Source organism: Paragemmobacter straminiformis (assembly GCF_014243445.1).
Taxonomy (GTDB): Bacteria; Pseudomonadota; Alphaproteobacteria; order Rhodobacterales; family Rhodobacteraceae; genus Paragemmobacter; species Paragemmobacter straminiformis.
Genome location: NZ_JACLQD010000004.1, coordinates 102,206 through 118,548, shown reverse-complemented (window position 1 = coordinate 118,548; position 16,343 = coordinate 102,206). Strand labels below are relative to the sequence as shown.

The 16,343-nt window shown below is 66.1% G+C and carries 15 protein-coding genes; all 15 read left to right on the top strand.

The features are described from left to right. The first annotated feature begins 40 nt into the window (after positions 1-40). The 15 genes from bchF (at position 41) to H7F16_RS13885 (ending at position 16,154) form a co-directional block, all read left to right on the top strand. Positions 41-553 (top strand): 2-vinyl bacteriochlorophyllide hydratase, encoded by a 513-nt coding sequence (bchF, locus tag H7F16_RS13955; protein ID WP_241741456.1) that lies wholly within the window; start codon positions 41-43, stop codon positions 551-553. Further along, positions 550-1,842: a ferredoxin:protochlorophyllide reductase (ATP-dependent) subunit N gene (locus H7F16_RS13950; protein WP_185798240.1), complete on the top strand. Its 1,293-nt coding sequence runs from the start codon at positions 550-552 to the stop codon at positions 1,840-1,842. The genes bchF and H7F16_RS13950 overlap by 4 nt, the downstream gene beginning before the upstream one ends. Next, on the top strand, positions 1,839-3,416 hold the full coding sequence (gene bchB, locus H7F16_RS13945) for a ferredoxin:protochlorophyllide reductase (ATP-dependent) subunit B (RefSeq protein WP_185798239.1): 1,578 nt from the start codon (positions 1,839-1,841) through the stop codon (positions 3,414-3,416). Before H7F16_RS13950 ends, bchB begins: the two co-directional genes overlap by 4 nt. After that, on the top strand, positions 3,406-6,996 hold the full coding sequence (locus tag H7F16_RS13940; RefSeq protein WP_185798238.1) for a magnesium chelatase subunit H: 3,591 nt from the start codon (positions 3,406-3,408) through the stop codon (positions 6,994-6,996). The genes bchB and H7F16_RS13940 overlap by 11 nt, the downstream gene beginning before the upstream one ends. Before the next feature lie 109 nt (positions 6,997-7,105). After that, complete coding sequence (bchL, locus tag H7F16_RS13935; RefSeq protein ID WP_185798237.1) at positions 7,106-8,008, top strand: ferredoxin:protochlorophyllide reductase (ATP-dependent) iron-sulfur ATP-binding protein; 903 nt, start codon at positions 7,106-7,108, stop codon at positions 8,006-8,008. After that, the gene (gene bchM, locus H7F16_RS13930) at positions 8,008-8,676 is read left to right on the top strand and encodes a magnesium protoporphyrin IX methyltransferase (protein WP_185798236.1); all 669 of its coding nucleotides are present in this window, start codon (positions 8,008-8,010) and stop codon (positions 8,674-8,676) included. The genes bchL and bchM overlap by 1 nt, the downstream gene beginning before the upstream one ends. Continuing rightward, the gene (locus H7F16_RS13925; protein ID WP_338402011.1) at positions 8,673-10,112 is read left to right on the top strand and encodes a PucC family protein; all 1,440 of its coding nucleotides are present in this window, start codon (positions 8,673-8,675) and stop codon (positions 10,110-10,112) included. Before bchM ends, H7F16_RS13925 begins: the two co-directional genes overlap by 4 nt. Positions 10,113-10,130: 18 nt before the next feature. Further along, the gene (puhA, locus tag H7F16_RS13920; RefSeq protein ID WP_185798234.1) at positions 10,131-10,901 is read left to right on the top strand and encodes a photosynthetic reaction center subunit H; all 771 of its coding nucleotides are present in this window, start codon (positions 10,131-10,133) and stop codon (positions 10,899-10,901) included. A gap of 62 nt (positions 10,902-10,963) precedes the next feature. Further along, positions 10,964-11,599: a photosynthetic complex putative assembly protein PuhB gene (gene puhB / locus H7F16_RS13915; RefSeq protein ID WP_185798233.1), complete on the top strand. Its 636-nt coding sequence runs from the start codon at positions 10,964-10,966 to the stop codon at positions 11,597-11,599. Between the two features lie 11 nt (positions 11,600-11,610). Next, a complete protein-coding gene (gene puhC, locus H7F16_RS13910) occupies positions 11,611-12,069 on the top strand; it encodes a photosynthetic complex assembly protein PuhC (RefSeq protein ID WP_185798232.1) in 459 nt (152 codons plus the stop codon). A gap of 2 nt (positions 12,070-12,071) precedes the next feature. Beyond that, positions 12,072-12,368 carry a hypothetical protein gene (locus H7F16_RS13905; RefSeq protein WP_185798231.1) on the top strand — a complete coding sequence of 99 codons (297 nt, stop codon included), beginning with the start codon at positions 12,072-12,074 and terminating at the stop codon, positions 12,366-12,368. Then, positions 12,365-13,459: a magnesium-protoporphyrin IX monomethyl ester (oxidative) cyclase gene (gene acsF, locus H7F16_RS13900; protein ID WP_185798230.1), complete on the top strand. Its 1,095-nt coding sequence runs from the start codon at positions 12,365-12,367 to the stop codon at positions 13,457-13,459. The genes H7F16_RS13905 and acsF overlap by 4 nt, the downstream gene beginning before the upstream one ends. A 97-nt stretch (positions 13,460-13,556) precedes the next feature. After that, positions 13,557-14,378 (top strand): putative photosynthetic complex assembly protein PuhE, encoded by an 822-nt coding sequence (gene puhE / locus H7F16_RS13895; RefSeq protein ID WP_185798229.1) that lies wholly within the window; start codon positions 13,557-13,559, stop codon positions 14,376-14,378. A gap of 1 nt (position 14,379) precedes the next feature. Continuing rightward, the gene (gene hemA / locus H7F16_RS13890) at positions 14,380-15,591 is read left to right on the top strand and encodes a 5-aminolevulinate synthase (RefSeq protein ID WP_185798228.1); all 1,212 of its coding nucleotides are present in this window, start codon (positions 14,380-14,382) and stop codon (positions 15,589-15,591) included. 125 nt (positions 15,592-15,716) lie between these two features. Continuing rightward, the gene (locus H7F16_RS13885; protein WP_185798227.1) at positions 15,717-16,154 is read left to right on the top strand and encodes a c-type cytochrome; all 438 of its coding nucleotides are present in this window, start codon (positions 15,717-15,719) and stop codon (positions 16,152-16,154) included. Positions 16,155-16,343: the final 189 nt, after the last annotated feature.

The following is a 16,343-nucleotide window of genomic DNA, read 5'->3' as shown; positions in this document are numbered from 1 at the left end:
CCGCCCCCCGTCGCTACCTTTGGACACAAGTAGCCGAGAAATGAGGCGTCGCGAGATGCATCCGAATGCCCATCCTGCCCCGCGCAAGCGGCTATACACCGAAGAGCAGCGCGCCCGCCGTGACGCGACTCGCTGGACCCTCGTGCAGGGCCTTCTCGCCCCCGCCCAGTTCCTTGCCTTCGCGGTCTCGGTGGTGCTGGTCCTGCGCTTCCTGCTGACGGGTGACGGCTACATGGCCGCGACCGTCTCGATCCTCGTCAAGACCGGCTTTCTCTATGTCATCATGGTGACCGGCGCGATCTGGGAAAAGGTGGTCTTCGGCCAGTATCTCTTCGCCCCCGCCTTCTTCTGGGAAGACGTGTTCAGCTTTGCCGTCATCGGCCTGCATACCCTTTACATCATTGCACTTTTCACCGGTTTCCTGACCGCCACGGAACAGATGGTTCTGGCCCTTCTGGCCTATGCCACCTATGCCGTGAACGCCGGCCAGTTCCTGTGGAAACTCCGCCTCGCACGGCTTGACGGCGCGGCCCCGCAGGGGGTGTCGGCATGAGCCTCGACCTTCCCGCAACACTCTCTGGTGCCAGCGGCTGCCGCACCGCGCCCGTGCTGAAAGAGCGCGGCCAGCGCGAGGTCTTTTGCGGCCTTACCGGCATCATCTGGCTGCACCGCAAGATGCAGGATGCCTTCTTCCTTGTGGTCGGCAGCCGCACCTGCGCCCACCTTCTGCAAGCGGCGGCGGGCGTGATGATCTTCGCCGAACCCCGCTTCGGCACCGCGATTCTCGAAGAGAAGGACCTTGCCGGTCTTGCCGACGCCAATGCGGAACTCGACCGCGAAGTGGCGCGGCTTCTGTCACGCCGGCCTGACATCAAGCAGCTTTTCCTTGTCGGCTCCTGCCCTTCGGAAGTCATCAAGCTCGATCTCGCCCGCGCGGCCGAACGGTTGTCGGGTCTGCACGCGCCGCATGTCCGGGTTTACAACTATTCCGGTTCCGGCATCGAAACCACTTTCACGCAAGGCGAGGACGCCTGCCTTGCCGCGATGGTGCCGACCCTTGCGGGCACCACGGCGCGCGAACTTCTTGTCGTCGGCGCCTTGCCCGATGTGGTCGAGGACCAGTGCCTCGCGCTGCTCGCGGCGCTCGGCATCGGCCCGGTCCGCATGCTGCCCGCCCGCCGCTCGGCCGACCTGCCCGCCGTGGGGGCGAACACCGTCTTTGCGCTGGTCCAGCCCTTCCTTGGCGACACCCATGCCGCGCTGACCCGCCGCGGCGCGCGCCACCTTGCAGCGCCCTTCCCCTTTGGCGAACAGGGCACCACCGCATGGCTGCGCGCCATCGCCACCGAATTCGGCATCAGCGACGATGTCTTCGACCGCGTGACCGCCGCCCCCCGCGCCCGTGCGCTGAAAGCCATCGCCGCGCAATCGGTCGAACTGCAGGGCAAGTCGGTTTTCTTCTTTCCCGACAGCCAGCTCGAAATCCCGCTCGCCCGCTTTCTGGCCCGCGAATGCGGCATGACCCCGATCGAGGTCGGCACCCCCTACCTGCACGACGCGCTGCATGGACCCGACCTTGACCTTCTGCCCTCGGGCCCGACGATTTCCGAAGGGCAGGACGTGGAAAAGCAACTCGACCGCCAGCGCGCCGCGCGGCCCGACCTGACGATCTGCGGACTTGGCCTTGCCAACCCGCTGGAAGCGCAGGGCTTCACCACCAAATGGGCCATCGAACTCGTATTCACGCCCGTGCATTTCTACGAACAGGCGGGCGATCTCGCCGGCCTCTTCTCGCGCCCCCTGCGCCGCAAGGCGCTGCTGCAAGCGGGGGCACAGGCATGAAACTGACGCTCTGGACCTATGAAGGCCCGCCCCATGTGGGGGCCATGCGCGTGGCGACCGGAATGAAGGGCCTGCATTACGTTTTGCACGCGCCGCAGGGCGACACCTATGCCGACCTTCTGTTCACCATGATCGAGCGGCGCAACCATCGCCCGCCGGTCACCTACACCACCTTTCAGGCCCGCGATCTGGGGGGCGACACCGCCAACCTGTTCAAGGACGCCGCGCGCGACGCCTATGCCCGCTTCCAACCCGAAGCCATGATCGTGGGCGCGTCCTGCACCGCCGAACTGATCCAGGACGATCCGGGCGGCCTGACCGAGGCGCTGGGCCTGCCGATTCCCGTCATTCCGCTGGACCTGCCGTCCTACCAGCGCAAGGAAAACTTCGGCGCGGACGAAACCTTCCACCAGATCGTGCGGCACCTTGCCAAGCCGATGCCCCGCACCGAAGCGATCAGCTGCAACATCCTTGGCGCCACGGCCCTCGGCTTCCGCCACCGCGATGACGTGGCCGAGGTGACGCGGCTTCTGGCGCTGATGGGCATTTCCGTCAACGTGGCCGCCCCGCTGAATGCGCGCCCCTCGGACATCGCCCGCATGGGACAGGCGCATTTCAACGTGCTGCTCTACCCCGAAACCGGCGAAGGGGCCGCGCGCCAGCTTGAACGGACCTGCGGCCAACCCTGGACCAAGATCGTCCCCATCGGCGTGGGCGCAACCCGCGATTTCCTGCACGAGGTCGCCGCGATCACCGGCCTTTCGGCAGCGGTCGACGAAAGCGCCCTGCGCCTGCCGTGGTGGTCGGCCTCGGTCGACAGCACCTACCTTACCGGCAAGCGCGTCTTTATCTTCGGCGACGCCACCCACGCCATCGCCGCCGCCCGCATCGCCGCGACCGAGATCGGTTTCACCGTCGTCGGCATGGGCTGCTTCAACCGCGAATTCGCGCGGCCGATGCGCGCCGCCGCGAAAGCCCACGGCGTCGAAGCCCTGATCACCGACGATTATCTGGAAGTCGAAGCCGAAATCGAGCGCCTGCAACCCGAGCTGATCCTCGGCACGCAGATGGAGCGCCACATCGGCAAGCGCCTCGGCATTCCCTGCGCCGTCATCTCCTCGCCCGTGCATGTGCAGGACTTCCCCGCCCGCTACTCGCCCCAGATGGGGTTCGAAGGCGCGAACGTGATCTTCGACACCTGGATCCACCCGCTGGTCATGGGGCTGGAAGAGCATCTCTTGACCATGTTCCGCGAGGATTTCGAATTCCACGATGCGGCAGGGGCCAGCCATCACGGCGCCAAGGCCGTGGCGCGGGCGGAACCCGTGGAAGCGGGGGTTTTGCACCACCGCACCCCCGCAGAGTATTTGGACAAGGATGAAGCGGCAGCCGTCGCGGTTGCCGTTCTGGGCGCGCCGGTCTGGGCCGATGCCGCCGAGCGGGAATTGAAGAAGATCCCCTTCTTCGTGCGCGGCAAGGCCAAGCGCAACACCGAGAAATATGCCGCCGACCGCGGCGTGACCGAGATCAGCGTCGACACCCTCTACGAGGCAAAGGCCCATTATGCGCGATGACCGCCATAGCGCCGTGATGCCCGCCACGCCCGAAAAGGGCGCGGGTGTCTACCGCTTTGTCATCGTCACGCTCGACGCCCATGCCGCAGGCCCCGCCGCCCGCGTGGCCCCCCGCCTTGCCCGCGACTTTCCCGGCATCGAGGTGTCGGTTCATGCCGCCGCCGAATGGGCCGAAAACCCCGCCGCCCTTGCCGCCGCCCGCGCCGCCGTGGACAGCGCCGATTTCGTGGTGGCGAACCTGCTGTTCATCGAAGAGCATATCCGCGCCATCCTTCCGCAGTTGCAGGCCGCAAGCAGCCGCGCCGACGCCTTCGTCGGCCTGATCGCCGATCCGGCCATCGTCAAGCTGACGCGGATGGGCGACCTCGACATGGGCAAGCCGGCCTCGGCCGCGATGCAGTTCCTGAAGAAATTGCGCGGCTCGAACGCGCCTTCGGGCAAGTCGGGCGAGAAGCAGATGAAGATGCTGCGCCGCCTGCCGAAAATCCTGCGCTTCCTGCCGGGCAAGGCGCAGGACCTGCGGGCCTGGTTCCTGTCGATGCAATACTGGCTTGGCGGGTCCGACGACAATATCGAGGAAATGGTCCGTTTCCTTGTCAGCCGCTATTGCGGCAACCGCGAATGGCGCGCCGTCGCATCGAAACCGCCGGTCGATTACCCCGATGTCGGCCTTTACCACCCCGACCTGCCCGCCCGCATCACCACCGATGCTTCCGCCGTGCCGCGCCCTGCAGGGGCCACGGCGACGGTCGGTCTGCTGATGCTGCGCTCTTACATCCTTGCGTCGGACACGGCGCATTATGACGCTGTCATCCGCGCCTTCGAGGCCAAGGGCATCGCCGTCCTGCCCGCCTTTGCCGGCGGTCTCGACGGTCGCCCCGCGATGGACGCCTATTTCGCGGGCCGCGTCGATGCGCTGGTCTCGCTCACGGGGTTCAGCCTTGTGGGTGGCCCCGCCTATAACGACAGCCCCGCGGCTGTCGCGGCGCTCATGGCGCTCGACGTGCCCTATGTCGCGGCCCACCCTCTCGAGTTCCAGACGCTGGGCCAATGGGGTGCATCGGGGGGCGGGCTTGGTCCGGTGGAAACCACCATGCTGATCGCCCTGCCCGAGATCGACGGCGCGACGAACCCCACCGTCTACGCCGGACGCCATGACGCGGGCGGTTGCGAAGGCTGCGGGCGGAAGTGCCGGGCCGACAGCGCCGAGGCCGTGACCCACCGCGCGATGGCCCCCTGCCCCGAGCGCATCCTGTCGCTTGCCGACAAGGTCGCCCGTCTGGCCCGCCTGCGCCGGTCGGATGTGGCCAAGCGCAAGGTCGCCGTGGTGCTTTACGGCTTTCCGCCCAATGCGGGCGCTGCCGGCACCGCTGCCTATCTGTCGGTGTTCGAATCCCTCTTCAACACGCTGCACGCGATGAAGGCCGAAGGCTACGACCTGACGCCCCCCGCATCGGTCGAGGCCCTGCGCGAGGCGGTTCTCGGCGGCAGCGCCAAGGTCTACGGCCAACCGGCAAACGTGCATTGCATCGTCCCCGCCGCCGAAATGGTCGCCCGCAGCCCGTGGCTGCGCGACGTCGAGGCCGCCTGGGGCCCCGCGCCGGGGCGCATCCAGTCGGACGGGCGCGGCGTGATGGTGCTGGGTCGCCAGTTCGGCAATGTCTTTGTCGGCCTGCAACCGGTGTTCGGCTACGAGGGCGACCCGATGCGGCTGCTCTTCGAGAAGGGCTTTGCGCCGACCCATGCCTTCACCACCTTCTACCGCTGGCTGCGCGAAGATTTCGGCGCCGACGCCCTGCTGCACTTCGGCATGCACGGTGCGCTTGAATTCATGCCCGGCAAGCAGGCCGGCGTGGGTGAAGGCTGCTGGCCCGACCGCCTGATCGGCAACCTGCCCAACATCTACCTCTATGCCTCGAACAATCCGTCCGAAGCCACGCTTGCCAAGCGCCGCTCGAACGCCGTGACCATCACGCATATGACGCCGCCCTTGGCGCAGTCGGGCCTTTACAAGGGGCTGCTCGACCTGAAAGACAGCCTGTCCCGCTGGCGGCAGGCCGAGGCCGATGCCCCCGGGCGCGGCGATCTTCTGGCCCTGCTGCGCGAACAGGCGGCGCTTGTCGATCTTGATGCCACCGATCCCGACAGCCTTTGGGTCAAGGTGCTGGAAACCGAATCGGCGCTGATCCCCGACGGCTTCCACGTTCTGGGCCGCCCCATGACCGCCGCCATGCGGGCCAATACCATCGAGATCATCGGCCTGACCGGCACCGAGGCCGAAACGCTTGACGCCCAGCTTGCGCAAGATACCGAAATGCCCGCCCTGATGCGCGCGCTGGCCGGCCATTTCACCGCTCCGGTTCCGGGCGGCGATCTGCTGCGCAGCCGCGATATCCTTCCCACGGGGCGCAACATCCATGCGTTCGACCCCTTCCGCATGCCCACAGCCTATGCCCTGCGCGATGGTGCCGCGCAGGCCGAACGGCTGCTCGCCGCCCATCCGCGGCTGCCGCGCTCGGTGGCGCTGGTGCTTTGGGGGTCGGACAACATCAAATCCGACGGATCGCCTTTGGCGCAGGCGCTGGCCCTGATGGGGGCCCGCCCGCGCTTTGACCATTACGGCCGGCTTTGCGGCGCCGATCTTGTCCCGCTTTCGGAACTCGGCCGCCCGCGGATCGACGTTGTGATGACGCTGTCGGGCATCTTCCGCGACCTTCTGCCCCTGCAGACGCGGATGCTGGCCGAGGCCGCCTACAAGGCCGCGACCGCCGACGAACCCCTGTCGCAGAACTTCATCCGCGCCCATGCGCTGCGGCAGGCCGAGGATTTGGGCATCGACATGGAAACCGCCAGCCTGCGCGTCTTTTCCAACGCCGAGGGCGCTTACGGATCGAACGTCAACGTGCTTGTCGGGTCGTCGGCCTTCGGGGCCGAGGATGAACTGGCCGACGCCTACGAATCCCGCAAATCCTTTGCCTATGGCATGACCGGCAAGCCGGTGAAGCATGCCGGACTTCTCCAGCAGGTGCTGAAGGATGTCGACCTCGCCTATCAGAACCTTGAATCCGTCGAACTTGGCGTCACCACGGTCGACCAGTATTTCGACACGCTGGGCGGCATCGCCCGCGCCGTGAAACGGGCGCGCGGGGGCGAGGAAACGCCCGTCTATATCGGCGACCAGACGCGCGGCGGCGGCACGGTGCGCACGCTGAAAGAGCAGATCGCGCTCGAAACCCGGTCGCGCAGCCTGAACCCCAAGTATTTCGAGGGGCTTTTGCGCCACGGTGCCGAAGGCGTGCGCCAGATCGAAGCGCATGTGACCAATACCTTGGGCTGGTCGGCCACGACCGCGCAGGTCGATCCTTGGGTCTACCAGCGCCTTTCGGAAACCTTTGTTCTGGACGAGGCGATGCGCCGCCGTCTGGCCTCGCTCAACCCCGAAGCATCATCCCGCATGGCGCAGCGCCTGCTGGAAGCATCGGATCGCAACTACTGGCAACCCGATGCCGACACGCTTGCCGCGCTGCAACATGCGGCGGACGAGCTTGAGGACCGGCTGGAGGGGATCGCGGCAGAATGACCCAAGCGCGCGCCCTTCCGGACCCGAAGCACGGGCGGCCAGCCGCCCGCACGGCGCGGGATATTTTTGGACAGAACATGATGGGCGCGCCCGCCCTGAAGGAGGCCATATGAGCCCGAGAGACGAAATTCCCGATCTGCGCGGATTGGATGGCGAAGGCTCGGTGCAGGTGCATCAGGATGCCGATGCGAGGATCGAGGGGGCCAAGGTCTTTTCCGTCTATGGCAAGGGCGGGATCGGCAAATCGACCACCTCGTCGAACCTGTCCGCCGCCTTTTCCATGATGGGCAAGCGCGTCCTGCAGATCGGCTGCGATCCCAAGCATGACAGCACCTTCACCCTGACGGGCCGGCTGCAACCCACGGTCATCGACATCCTGAAAGAGGTCGATTTCCACGCCGAGGAACTGCGCCCCGAGGATTACGTGGCCACCGGCTTCAACGGCGTGAAATGCGTCGAGGCGGGCGGCCCGCCCGCAGGCACAGGCTGCGGCGGCTATGTGGTGGGGCAGACGGTGAAACTGCTCAAGCAGCACCATCTGCTCGAAGACACCGACGTCGTGATCTTCGACGTGCTGGGTGACGTGGTCTGCGGCGGTTTTGCCGCCCCCCTGCAACACGCCGACCGCGCGGTGATCGTCACCGCCAACGACTTCGACTCGATCTACGCCATGAACCGCATCATCGCCGCGGTGCAGGCCAAGTCGGGCAACTACAAGGTCCGCCTTGCCGGCTGCGTTGCCAACCGCTCGCGCGAGACGGACGAGGTCGACCGCTATTGCGCCCGTGTCGGCTTCAACCGGTTGGCCCATATGCCCGACATCGACGCCATCCGCCGCTCGCGCCTGAAGAAGAAGACCCTCTTCGAGATGGACGACAGCGAAGACATCGTTCTGGCCCGCGCCGAATACATGCGCCTTGCCGAAACGCTCTGGCGGTCGGTGAACGGCGCAGGCTCGACCCCCGAACCGCTGCCCGACCGCGAGATATTCGAACTGCTGGGGTTTGATTGATGTCCGACTACACCGCCACCCGCGAAAGGGTCGAACACTATTTCGACCGCAGCGCGACCAAGGTCTGGGATCGCCTGACCTCGGACGCGCCTGTCAGCCGCATCCGCCAGACCGTGCGCGAAGGCCGCGACCGGATGCGTGCGACCATGCTGTCGCGCCTGCCCGCCGATCTTGGCGGCTGCCGCGTGCTGGATGCGGGCTGCGGCACCGGTGCCATGACCGAGGAACTCGCCCGCCGCGGGGCCGAGGTGGTGGCCGTCGACATCTCGCCGCAGCTGATCGGCATCGCAAGGGCGCGCCTGCCCCAGACCCTTGCCCCCCGCGTCACCTTTGCCGCCGGAGACATGACCGATGCCGCCCACGGCAGCTTCGACTTCGTCATGGCGATGGACAGCCTGATCTACTACTCGGCCGCCGACATCGGCGCCGTGCTGCAACGCCTTGGCAAGCGCACCCGTGGCGGCATCGTCTTTACCGTCGCGCCCAAGACGCCCTTCCTGATGGCCTTCTTCACGCTGGGCAAGGCCTTCCCCCGCGCCGACCGCTCGCCCACCATGATTCCCCACGCCGCCGAAACCATCGCCGCACATGCCAAGGGCAAGCTGCGCCGGATCGAGCGCGTGAGCCGTGGCTTCTACATCTCGGAATGTCTGGAGTATCAGCCGTGATCCTCGGAAAGAAACATCTGCAAATGCTCGGCACCTCGTGGCTGCCCTTTGCCGATGTCGCCTCGGAAGACCTGTCGCTTGCGCAACTCTTGCGGATGTCGCTGTTCCAGGTCTCGGTCGGCATGGCCTCGGTCCTGCTTCTGGGCACGCTCAACCGCGTGATGATCGTCGAGCTTTCCGTCCCCGCCATGGTCGTGGCGCTGATGATCGCCATTCCCGTGCTGGTGGCCCCCTTCCGCGCCCTGCTCGGGCACCGTTCCGATACGCACCGTTCCGCCCTTGGCTGGAAGCGCGTTCCCTACCTGTGGTTCGGCAGCCTTTGGCAGATGGGCGGCCTTGCCGTCATGCCTTTCGCGCTGATCGTCCTGTCGGGCGACCGCACCTACAACGTCCCCTTCGCGGGCGAGGTGCTGGCGGCGCTGGCCTTCCTGATGACCGGACTTGGCATGCACATGACGCAGACGGCGGGCCTCGCCCTCGCCTCGGACCGTGCCAGCGACGAGACCCGCCCCCGTGTGGTGGCGCTGCTTTACGTGATGAACCTGCTTGGCATGGGGGTTTCGGCCATCATCGTCGGCTGGCTCTTGCGCGACTTCGCTCCGCTGACGCTGGTGCGGGTGGTGCAGGGCTGCGGCCTTGCCACGCTGGTCCTGAACATCATCGCGCTGTGGAAGCAGGAACGCTTCCGCCCGATGAGCCGCGAGGAACGTGACGCGCCGCGCCCGCGCTTTTCCGATGCATGGGCCGACCTCATGTCGGGCGGCACGGCGGGGCGTCTGCTCGTCGTCGTGGTGATCGGCACCCTGGGCTTCAACATGCAGGACGTGCTTCTGGAACCCTATGGCGGCGAGATCCTCGGCCTTTCCGTCTCGAAAACCACGCTGCTCACCGCAATGTCGGCGGGCGGCGCGCTGATCGGCTTTCTGCTGGCCGGGCGCTGGCTTGCGCGCGGGATCGACCCCTATCGCATGGCCGCACGCGGCTTGCTGGCAGGGATCGCGGCTTTCTCGGCGGTGATCTTCGCCGGAGCCTTGCATTCCACCGCCCTTTTCTTCGCAGGGGCCGGAATGATCGGCTTCGGCGCGGGCCTCTTTGCCATCTCGACCCTGACCGTCGCCATGCAACTGCCGGTGGGCGGTCTGGCGGGGGCGGGCATCGCCCTTGGCGCATGGGGGGCCGCACAGGCCACCGCGCAGGGGCTGTCCATCTTCTTCGGCGGCTCTCTGCGCGACATTGTCGGGCATCTGGCCACCAGTGGCTGGCTGGGCGCGGGGCTGAACAGCCCCTCGCTGGGCTATTCCTTCGTCTACCACCTCGAAATCGGGTTGCTCTTTGCGACCCTCGCCGTGCTCGGCCCCTTGGTCCGTGTCCGGCCCCTGACTGAAACCAAGCCTTCCGGCGATGCGCGTCTTGCCATCGTCGAATTCCCCACCTGACCCCGGAGGACCCGCAAAATGGTTGGTGTGACTTTCTTTGGCAACTTCGACTTGGCAAGCCTTGCCATCTGGCTCTTCTGGGCCTTCTTCGCCCTGCTCGTCTACTATCTGCAAACCGAGAACATGCGCGAAGGCTATCCGCTGGAAACCGAGGACGGCCTTGCCGCCCCGAACCAGGGCCCCTTCCCGGTGCCGAAGCCGAAAACCTTCCGCCTTCCCTTCGGCAAGGGTGACGTGACCGTTCCCTCGGCCGCGAACGAGGCCGCGCATCGCCGCACCGACCTGAAACTCGCCCGGACCGCCGTGTCCGAAGGCTTCCCGCATGCCCCCACGGGCGATGCGATGGCCGATGGCGTCGGCCCCGCCTCGTGGGCGCCGCGCCGGGACGAGCCCGAACTCGACGGTCACGGCCATGCCAAGATCGTCCCGATGGGGCAGGCCAAGGGCTTTGTCGTCTCGGCCGGCCGCGACCCGCGTGGCCTTCCGGTGCAGGCCGCCGACCTCGAAGTCGTGGGCCGCATCTCGGACATGTGGGTGGACGCGCCGGAACAGCTGGTGCGCTACCTTGAAATCGAGCTGAACGATGGCGGCAAGCGCCTCGTGCCGATGACGCTTGCGCGCATCTGGCCCGACCGCGTGCGCATCCGTGCCATCGCCTCGGACCGCTTCGCGGGAATCCCGCAGACCAAATCCCTGACCACCGTCACCAAGCTCGAGGAAGACAAGATCTCGGGCTACGTCGCCGGTGGCTGGATGTATGACGCCGCCAAACGCAAGAACGGCTTCTGAGAAAAAGGGGGGCGGCCTGCGCCCGGGCCGCCCCGTCTTACCCCAACACGGAGGGTCTGCAGATGTCAGACCATGATGACTTCGCCTTCGATGCCGCACCCGGCATCCCGGCGCCTTTGCCGAAAGGGGAATCGATCCTCTGGCAAGGCCGCCCCGCTGTCCTGCCCCTCGCCCGCGAGGCGTGGAAACTGAACTGGATCATGGGCTACATGGCCGTGATCGTCGTCTGGAAAACCGCCAGCGGAGCCGCCGATGGCGGGGCCGTCATGGCCGTCGCCCGCGGTCTGCCCTATGCGATGCTGGCCGTCGCCGCCCTTGCGGTGATCCTGTTCCTTGCATGGGCGCAATCGCGCGCCACCATCTACACCATCACCACCGCCCGCGTCCTGATGCGGATCGGTGCGCTGTCGGTGACCTATAACATTCCCTTCAAGCAGATCGCCTCGGCCTCGGTCGAGGTGAAGCGGACCGGCACGGGCACCATCGCCCTGCAGACCCAGGGCGACACCCGCCTTGCCTATCTGCAAATGTGGCCCCACGCCCGTCCGTGGCACCTCAAGCAGACCGAACCCGCGCTGCGCTGCGTGCCCGATGCGGCCATCGTCGCCCGTGTTCTGGCCGATGCCGCCGAAACGCGCCTGTCGCAACCCGTGGTCAGCCGCGCCCAACCCGGCCTTGGCGCCGTGGCTGCGGAATAGGGGGAACGGTCATGCACAGCACCGAGACCCCGAACCGCGAAAAGGAAATGATCCCGCGCACCCTGCTTCTGGGCATGGCCGCGCTGGCGCTTTCCTCGCTCGCGCTGGTCAGCTATTCGGTCGCCACGGGCCGCAGCCATGTCGGCGTGCCCGACGCGGGCACCGTGACCGCCAGGACGCAGATCGTGCTCGAAGGGCTTTCCGCCCAGGCGGTCATCGTCAAACGGCCGGACGGCACCGTTCTGGCCGACCTTCCCCACGGCGGGTTCATCACCGTGATCCAGTCCGGCATGGCGCGTGAACGCCTTGTCCACCACGTTCAGGGCAATCCCCCGATCGACATCGTCCGCTATGACAACGGCCGTCTCGTGGCCGAGGACCCCGCCACAGGCTGGAGCGCCGAGCTTTACGCCTTTGGCTCTGACAACCGCGCCGCCTTCGAGCGGCTCTTGCAGCAGTCGGGGGAATGACCATGCCGCTTTTCACACGCACCCGCGAAGACGTGCCCTGCACCGTCGAAATCAGCCACCGGTTCGAGGCCCTGCACGCCCATGTCCGTTTCAACAACGGCGCGGTCGTCCATCCCGGTGACGAAGTCCTTGTCCACGGCGCGCCCGTCATGGCGCCCTATGGCGAGGTCGTCGTCGAAGACCGCACCGCCACCATCACCCGCGCAAGCGCCATCGAACGCCTCTGGACCCGCCTCACGGGCGACCTCGACTTCATGGAACTGTGCGAATTCTCCTTCTCGGAAGAGGTGACGCTATGAACGTCCACGCCACCACGCATGACGAGCTGCACGCCGAAATGTCGGGCGCCTTCGACACGACCGCGATGGCCACCGAAACCACGCTGCTGAACCCGCGCTTCTACACCACCGATTTCGACGAGATGGACAAGATCGACGTCACCCCCGTGCGCGAGGAATGGGACAAGCTGCTCGCCCAGATGAAATCGGACCCGAACAAGGGCCATTTCAAGAAGAACGCCGATTGGGACGATGTCGACTGGAAAGGCATGGACCCCGCGCTCCGCGTGGAATTCATCGACTTTCTGGTGTCCTCCTGCACTGCCGAATTCTCGGGCTGCGTGCTCTACAAGGAAATGAAGCGCCGCGGCACCAACCCCGACATCTGCGAGCTGTTCAGCTACATGTCGCGCGACGAGGCCCGCCACGCAGGCTTCATCAACGACGCGCTGCGCGAAGCGGGTGTCGCCGTGAACCTCGGCTTTCTGACCAAGGCCAAGAAATACACCTACTTCCGGCCTAAGTTCATCTACTACGCCACCTATCTGTCGGAAAAGATCGGCTACGCGCGCTACATCACGATCTTCCGCCACCTCGAGGCGCACCCCGAGCACCGCTTCCACCCGATTTTCAAATGGTTCCGCGAATGGTGCAACGACGAGTTCAGCCACGGCGAGGCCTTTGCCCTGCTGATGCGCACCGACCCCGCGCTGACCACCAGCTTTGCCAACAAGCTGTGGATCCGCTTCTTCCTGACGGCGGTCTATTCGACGATGTGGGTCCGCGACCACGCGCGGGTGGACTTCCACCACCACCTCGGCGTCGACATCGACTGGTATGACCAAGAGGTCTACCGCAAGACATCCGCCATCGCGCGGCAGGTCTTTCCGGTCGAACTCGACATCGACCACCCGCGCTGGATCCCCGGCCTGCGGGCGATGGATCAGGCCATGCGCGATATGGAGAAAGCCAAGAAATCCGGCGGCCTCGGCGGCTGGGTGGCGCATAAGGCGGCCTCGGCCCGCGCGCTTCTGGCCTTTGCCGGCCTCTACCTCATTCCGGTCATCAAGACGACCCCTCCGGCTTCGGTCCGGATGGAGCCGACCTATTGACCGGTAAGATGCAAATCGCCGCGCAAGCGGTGATTGCGACGGCGGGATGGGCGCGTCCCACCGTCCGGCGCGGCTCCCCTTTCGGGGGGGGCCGCGTATGACCAATCCGTGGCTTGCCGCCCTGTCCGCGCTGTTTCTCTGGTGGTTCTCAACCGGCATCATCATCTGGCGCGTCAAGCAGGCCGACCATCAGGGGCGCGACGCGCATCTGTGGTCGGTCATCCTTGGTTTGCCGCTGCTGGTGGGCGGCGCGGTGGTGTTCCGCAACGTCCTCGACGACGACAGCGCCAAGGGGGCCTATCTCGGCTTCCTCTCGGCGCTTGCCATATGGGCATGGATCGAACTGGCCTTCCTGTCCGGCATCGTGGCCGGCCCCAATACCGCAGCCTGCCCGCCCCATGCCGGAACCTTTGCCCGCTTCCTGCGCGCCTGCGGCACCATCCTGTGGCACGAGTTGCTGCTGATGGGCACGATGGGCGCGCTTGCCATCATCACCGAGGGCCACGCGAACATCTTCGGCCTCTGGACCTTCGTGATCCTGTTCTTCGCCCGCATCTCGGCCAAGCTGAACCTCTTCTTCGGCGTGCCGCGCATCCATACCGAATTCCTGCCGCAGACGCTGTCGCACCTGCCCAGCCATTTCCGCCGCGCCCCGATGAACGCGGGCTTCCCGCTTTCGGTCTCGGCCCTCACCTTCGCCGTCGCCTGTTTTCTGGAACGCGCCGTCTCGGCCCCGACCGACGGGCATCTCATCGGCTTCACGCTTCTCTCCGCCCTGACCCTGCTCGCCCTTCTCGAGCATTGGTTCATGGTCCTGCCCCTTCCCGACCAGAAACTCTGGCGCTGGATGATCCCCGCGCCCCCCTCTGTAACACCCGCGCCAGTCACCGACCCGGCCCTGACCAAAAGAAAGCACTGACATGGATTTCGACGCCCTTTTCAGCGGCCAGCTCGATGCCCTCAAGGCCGAAGGCAACTATCGCGTCTTTGCCGAGATGGAACGCCGCTGCGGCACCTTCCCCCGCGCGGCCAACCACAAGGACGGCAAAGTGCGCGAGGTCACGGTCTGGTGCTCGAACGACTATCTCGGCATGGGCCAGAACGCGGGCGTGGTGCAGGCGATGGTCGATGCCGTGCAGACCTGCGGCACGGGCGCGGGCGGCACGCGCAACATCTCGGGCACCAACCACCACCACCTGATCCTCGAACGCGAACTGGCCGACCTGCACGGCAAGGAAGCGGCCCTTCTCTTCACCTCGGGCTACGTGTCGAACTGGGCGGCTCTTTCGACGCTCGGCGCGAAGATCCCCAATGCCGTGATCCTGTCGGACGAAGGCAACCACGCCTCGATGATCGAGGGCATCCGCCACTCGCGCGCCGACAAGGTGCTGTGGAAGCACAACGACTGGCGCGACCTCGACCGCAAACTGCACGCCGTGGGCGACCGGCCCAAGATCGTGGCGTTTGAAAGCGTCTATTCGATGGACGGCGACATCGCCCCGATCCGCGAGATCGTCGAGGTCTGCGAAGCCCACGGCGCGCTGTCCTATATCGACGAGGTCCATGCCGTCGGCATGTATGGCCCGCGCGGCGGCGGCGTCTCGGAACAGCGGGGCCTTGCCCATCGCATCAACCTGATCGAAGGCACGCTCGGCAAAGCCTTCGGCTGCGTCGGCGGCTACATCACCGGTTCCGCGCCGCTGTGCGATTTCATCCGCAGCTTTGCGAGCGGTTTCATCTTCACCACAGCCCTGCCCCCTGCCGTGGCTGCCGCCGCCACCGCATCGATCCGCCACCTGAAAGGGTCCGAAGCCGAACGTCAGGCGCAACAGGCGAATGTCGCGAAGCTCCGCGCCCGCCTCGACCGCGCGGGCATCCCGCATCTGGCGAACGACAGCCACATCATCCCCGTGATGATCGGCGATCCGGTGAAATGCCGCATGATCTCGGACATCCTGATGGACGACTGGGGCATCTACGTCCAACCCATCAACTACCCCACCGTCCCCAAGGGCACCGAGCGCCTGCGCATCACACCCGGCCCCCTGCATTCGGACGCCGATATCGACCATCTGGTGACCGCGCTGACCGCTTTGTGGCAGCGCTGCGCCGTCAGCCATGCGGTCGCCTAGGGATCACGCGGAATTGCACTGGATTGCCGCGCGAAAAGGGGTCAAAACTTCGCTTCACGACCTCTTGTCAACGCGCCCGACAGAACCAGTATATGATCGCCAATAACCCGTTGGGAGGACCAACCTTGAAACTGACCCTGACCGCCCTTGCCCTTGCCGCCCTTTCCGCCGCCCCCGCGCTTGCCGCAGGCGACGTGGAAGCCGGCAAGAAAGTCTTCAACCAATGCCAGACCTGCCACTCGGTCGTCGATCCCGACGGCAACGTGCTTGCCGGCAAGAACGCCAAGACCGGCCCGAACCTCTACGGCGTGATCGGCCGCGCCGCCGCCAGCTATCCCGAATTCAAATACGGTGACGGCATCAAGGAACTCGGCGCGACCGGCTACGTCTGGACCGAAGAGGATCTTGCCGTCTACGTGCAGGACCCGACCAAGTTCCTCGACGAAAAGACCGGCGACAAGAAAGCCAAGTCGAAGATGATGTTCAAACTGAAAAAGGCCGAAGACGGTGCCAACGTGGCAGCCTTCCTCGCCTCGCTGGCCCCCGCGCCCGCCGCGAACTGACCTTTCGATCCGGATCAAGCGAAGGGGTCGCCCGCAAGGCGGCCCCTTTTTCCATTGCCGCGCAGCCCCAGCCCTGCGCAAGACGGGGGGCCGTCTGCCCCCCGCGCCGCGCTTCCAGCGCGCCTCCCCCCGAGGATATTTGGCCGGTGTGAAAGAGGCGGTCCCCCGCCCCCCCCTTCACCATTGCTG

Coding starts and splice junctions, on each gene's coding strand:
- bchM (WP_185798236.1), top strand. CDS start 8,008: ATGTCCGACTACACCGCCACCCGCGAAAGGGTCGAACACTATTTCGAC.
- acsF (WP_185798230.1), top strand. CDS start 12,365: ATGAACGTCCACGCCACCACGCATGACGAGCTGCACGCCGAAATGTCG.
- H7F16_RS13950 (WP_185798240.1), top strand. CDS start 550: ATGAGCCTCGACCTTCCCGCAACACTCTCTGGTGCCAGCGGCTGCCGC.
- hemA (WP_185798228.1), top strand. CDS start 14,380: ATGGATTTCGACGCCCTTTTCAGCGGCCAGCTCGATGCCCTCAAGGCC.
- puhA (WP_185798234.1), top strand. CDS start 10,131: ATGGTTGGTGTGACTTTCTTTGGCAACTTCGACTTGGCAAGCCTTGCC.
- H7F16_RS13940 (WP_185798238.1), top strand. CDS start 3,406: ATGCGCGATGACCGCCATAGCGCCGTGATGCCCGCCACGCCCGAAAAG.
- puhE (WP_185798229.1), top strand. CDS start 13,557: ATGACCAATCCGTGGCTTGCCGCCCTGTCCGCGCTGTTTCTCTGGTGG.
- bchB (WP_185798239.1), top strand. CDS start 1,839: ATGAAACTGACGCTCTGGACCTATGAAGGCCCGCCCCATGTGGGGGCC.
- puhB (WP_185798233.1), top strand. CDS start 10,964: ATGTCAGACCATGATGACTTCGCCTTCGATGCCGCACCCGGCATCCCG.
- bchL (WP_185798237.1), top strand. CDS start 7,106: ATGAGCCCGAGAGACGAAATTCCCGATCTGCGCGGATTGGATGGCGAA.
- H7F16_RS13905 (WP_185798231.1), top strand. CDS start 12,072: ATGCCGCTTTTCACACGCACCCGCGAAGACGTGCCCTGCACCGTCGAA.
- bchF (WP_241741456.1), top strand. CDS start 41: ATGAGGCGTCGCGAGATGCATCCGAATGCCCATCCTGCCCCGCGCAAG.
- puhC (WP_185798232.1), top strand. CDS start 11,611: ATGCACAGCACCGAGACCCCGAACCGCGAAAAGGAAATGATCCCGCGC.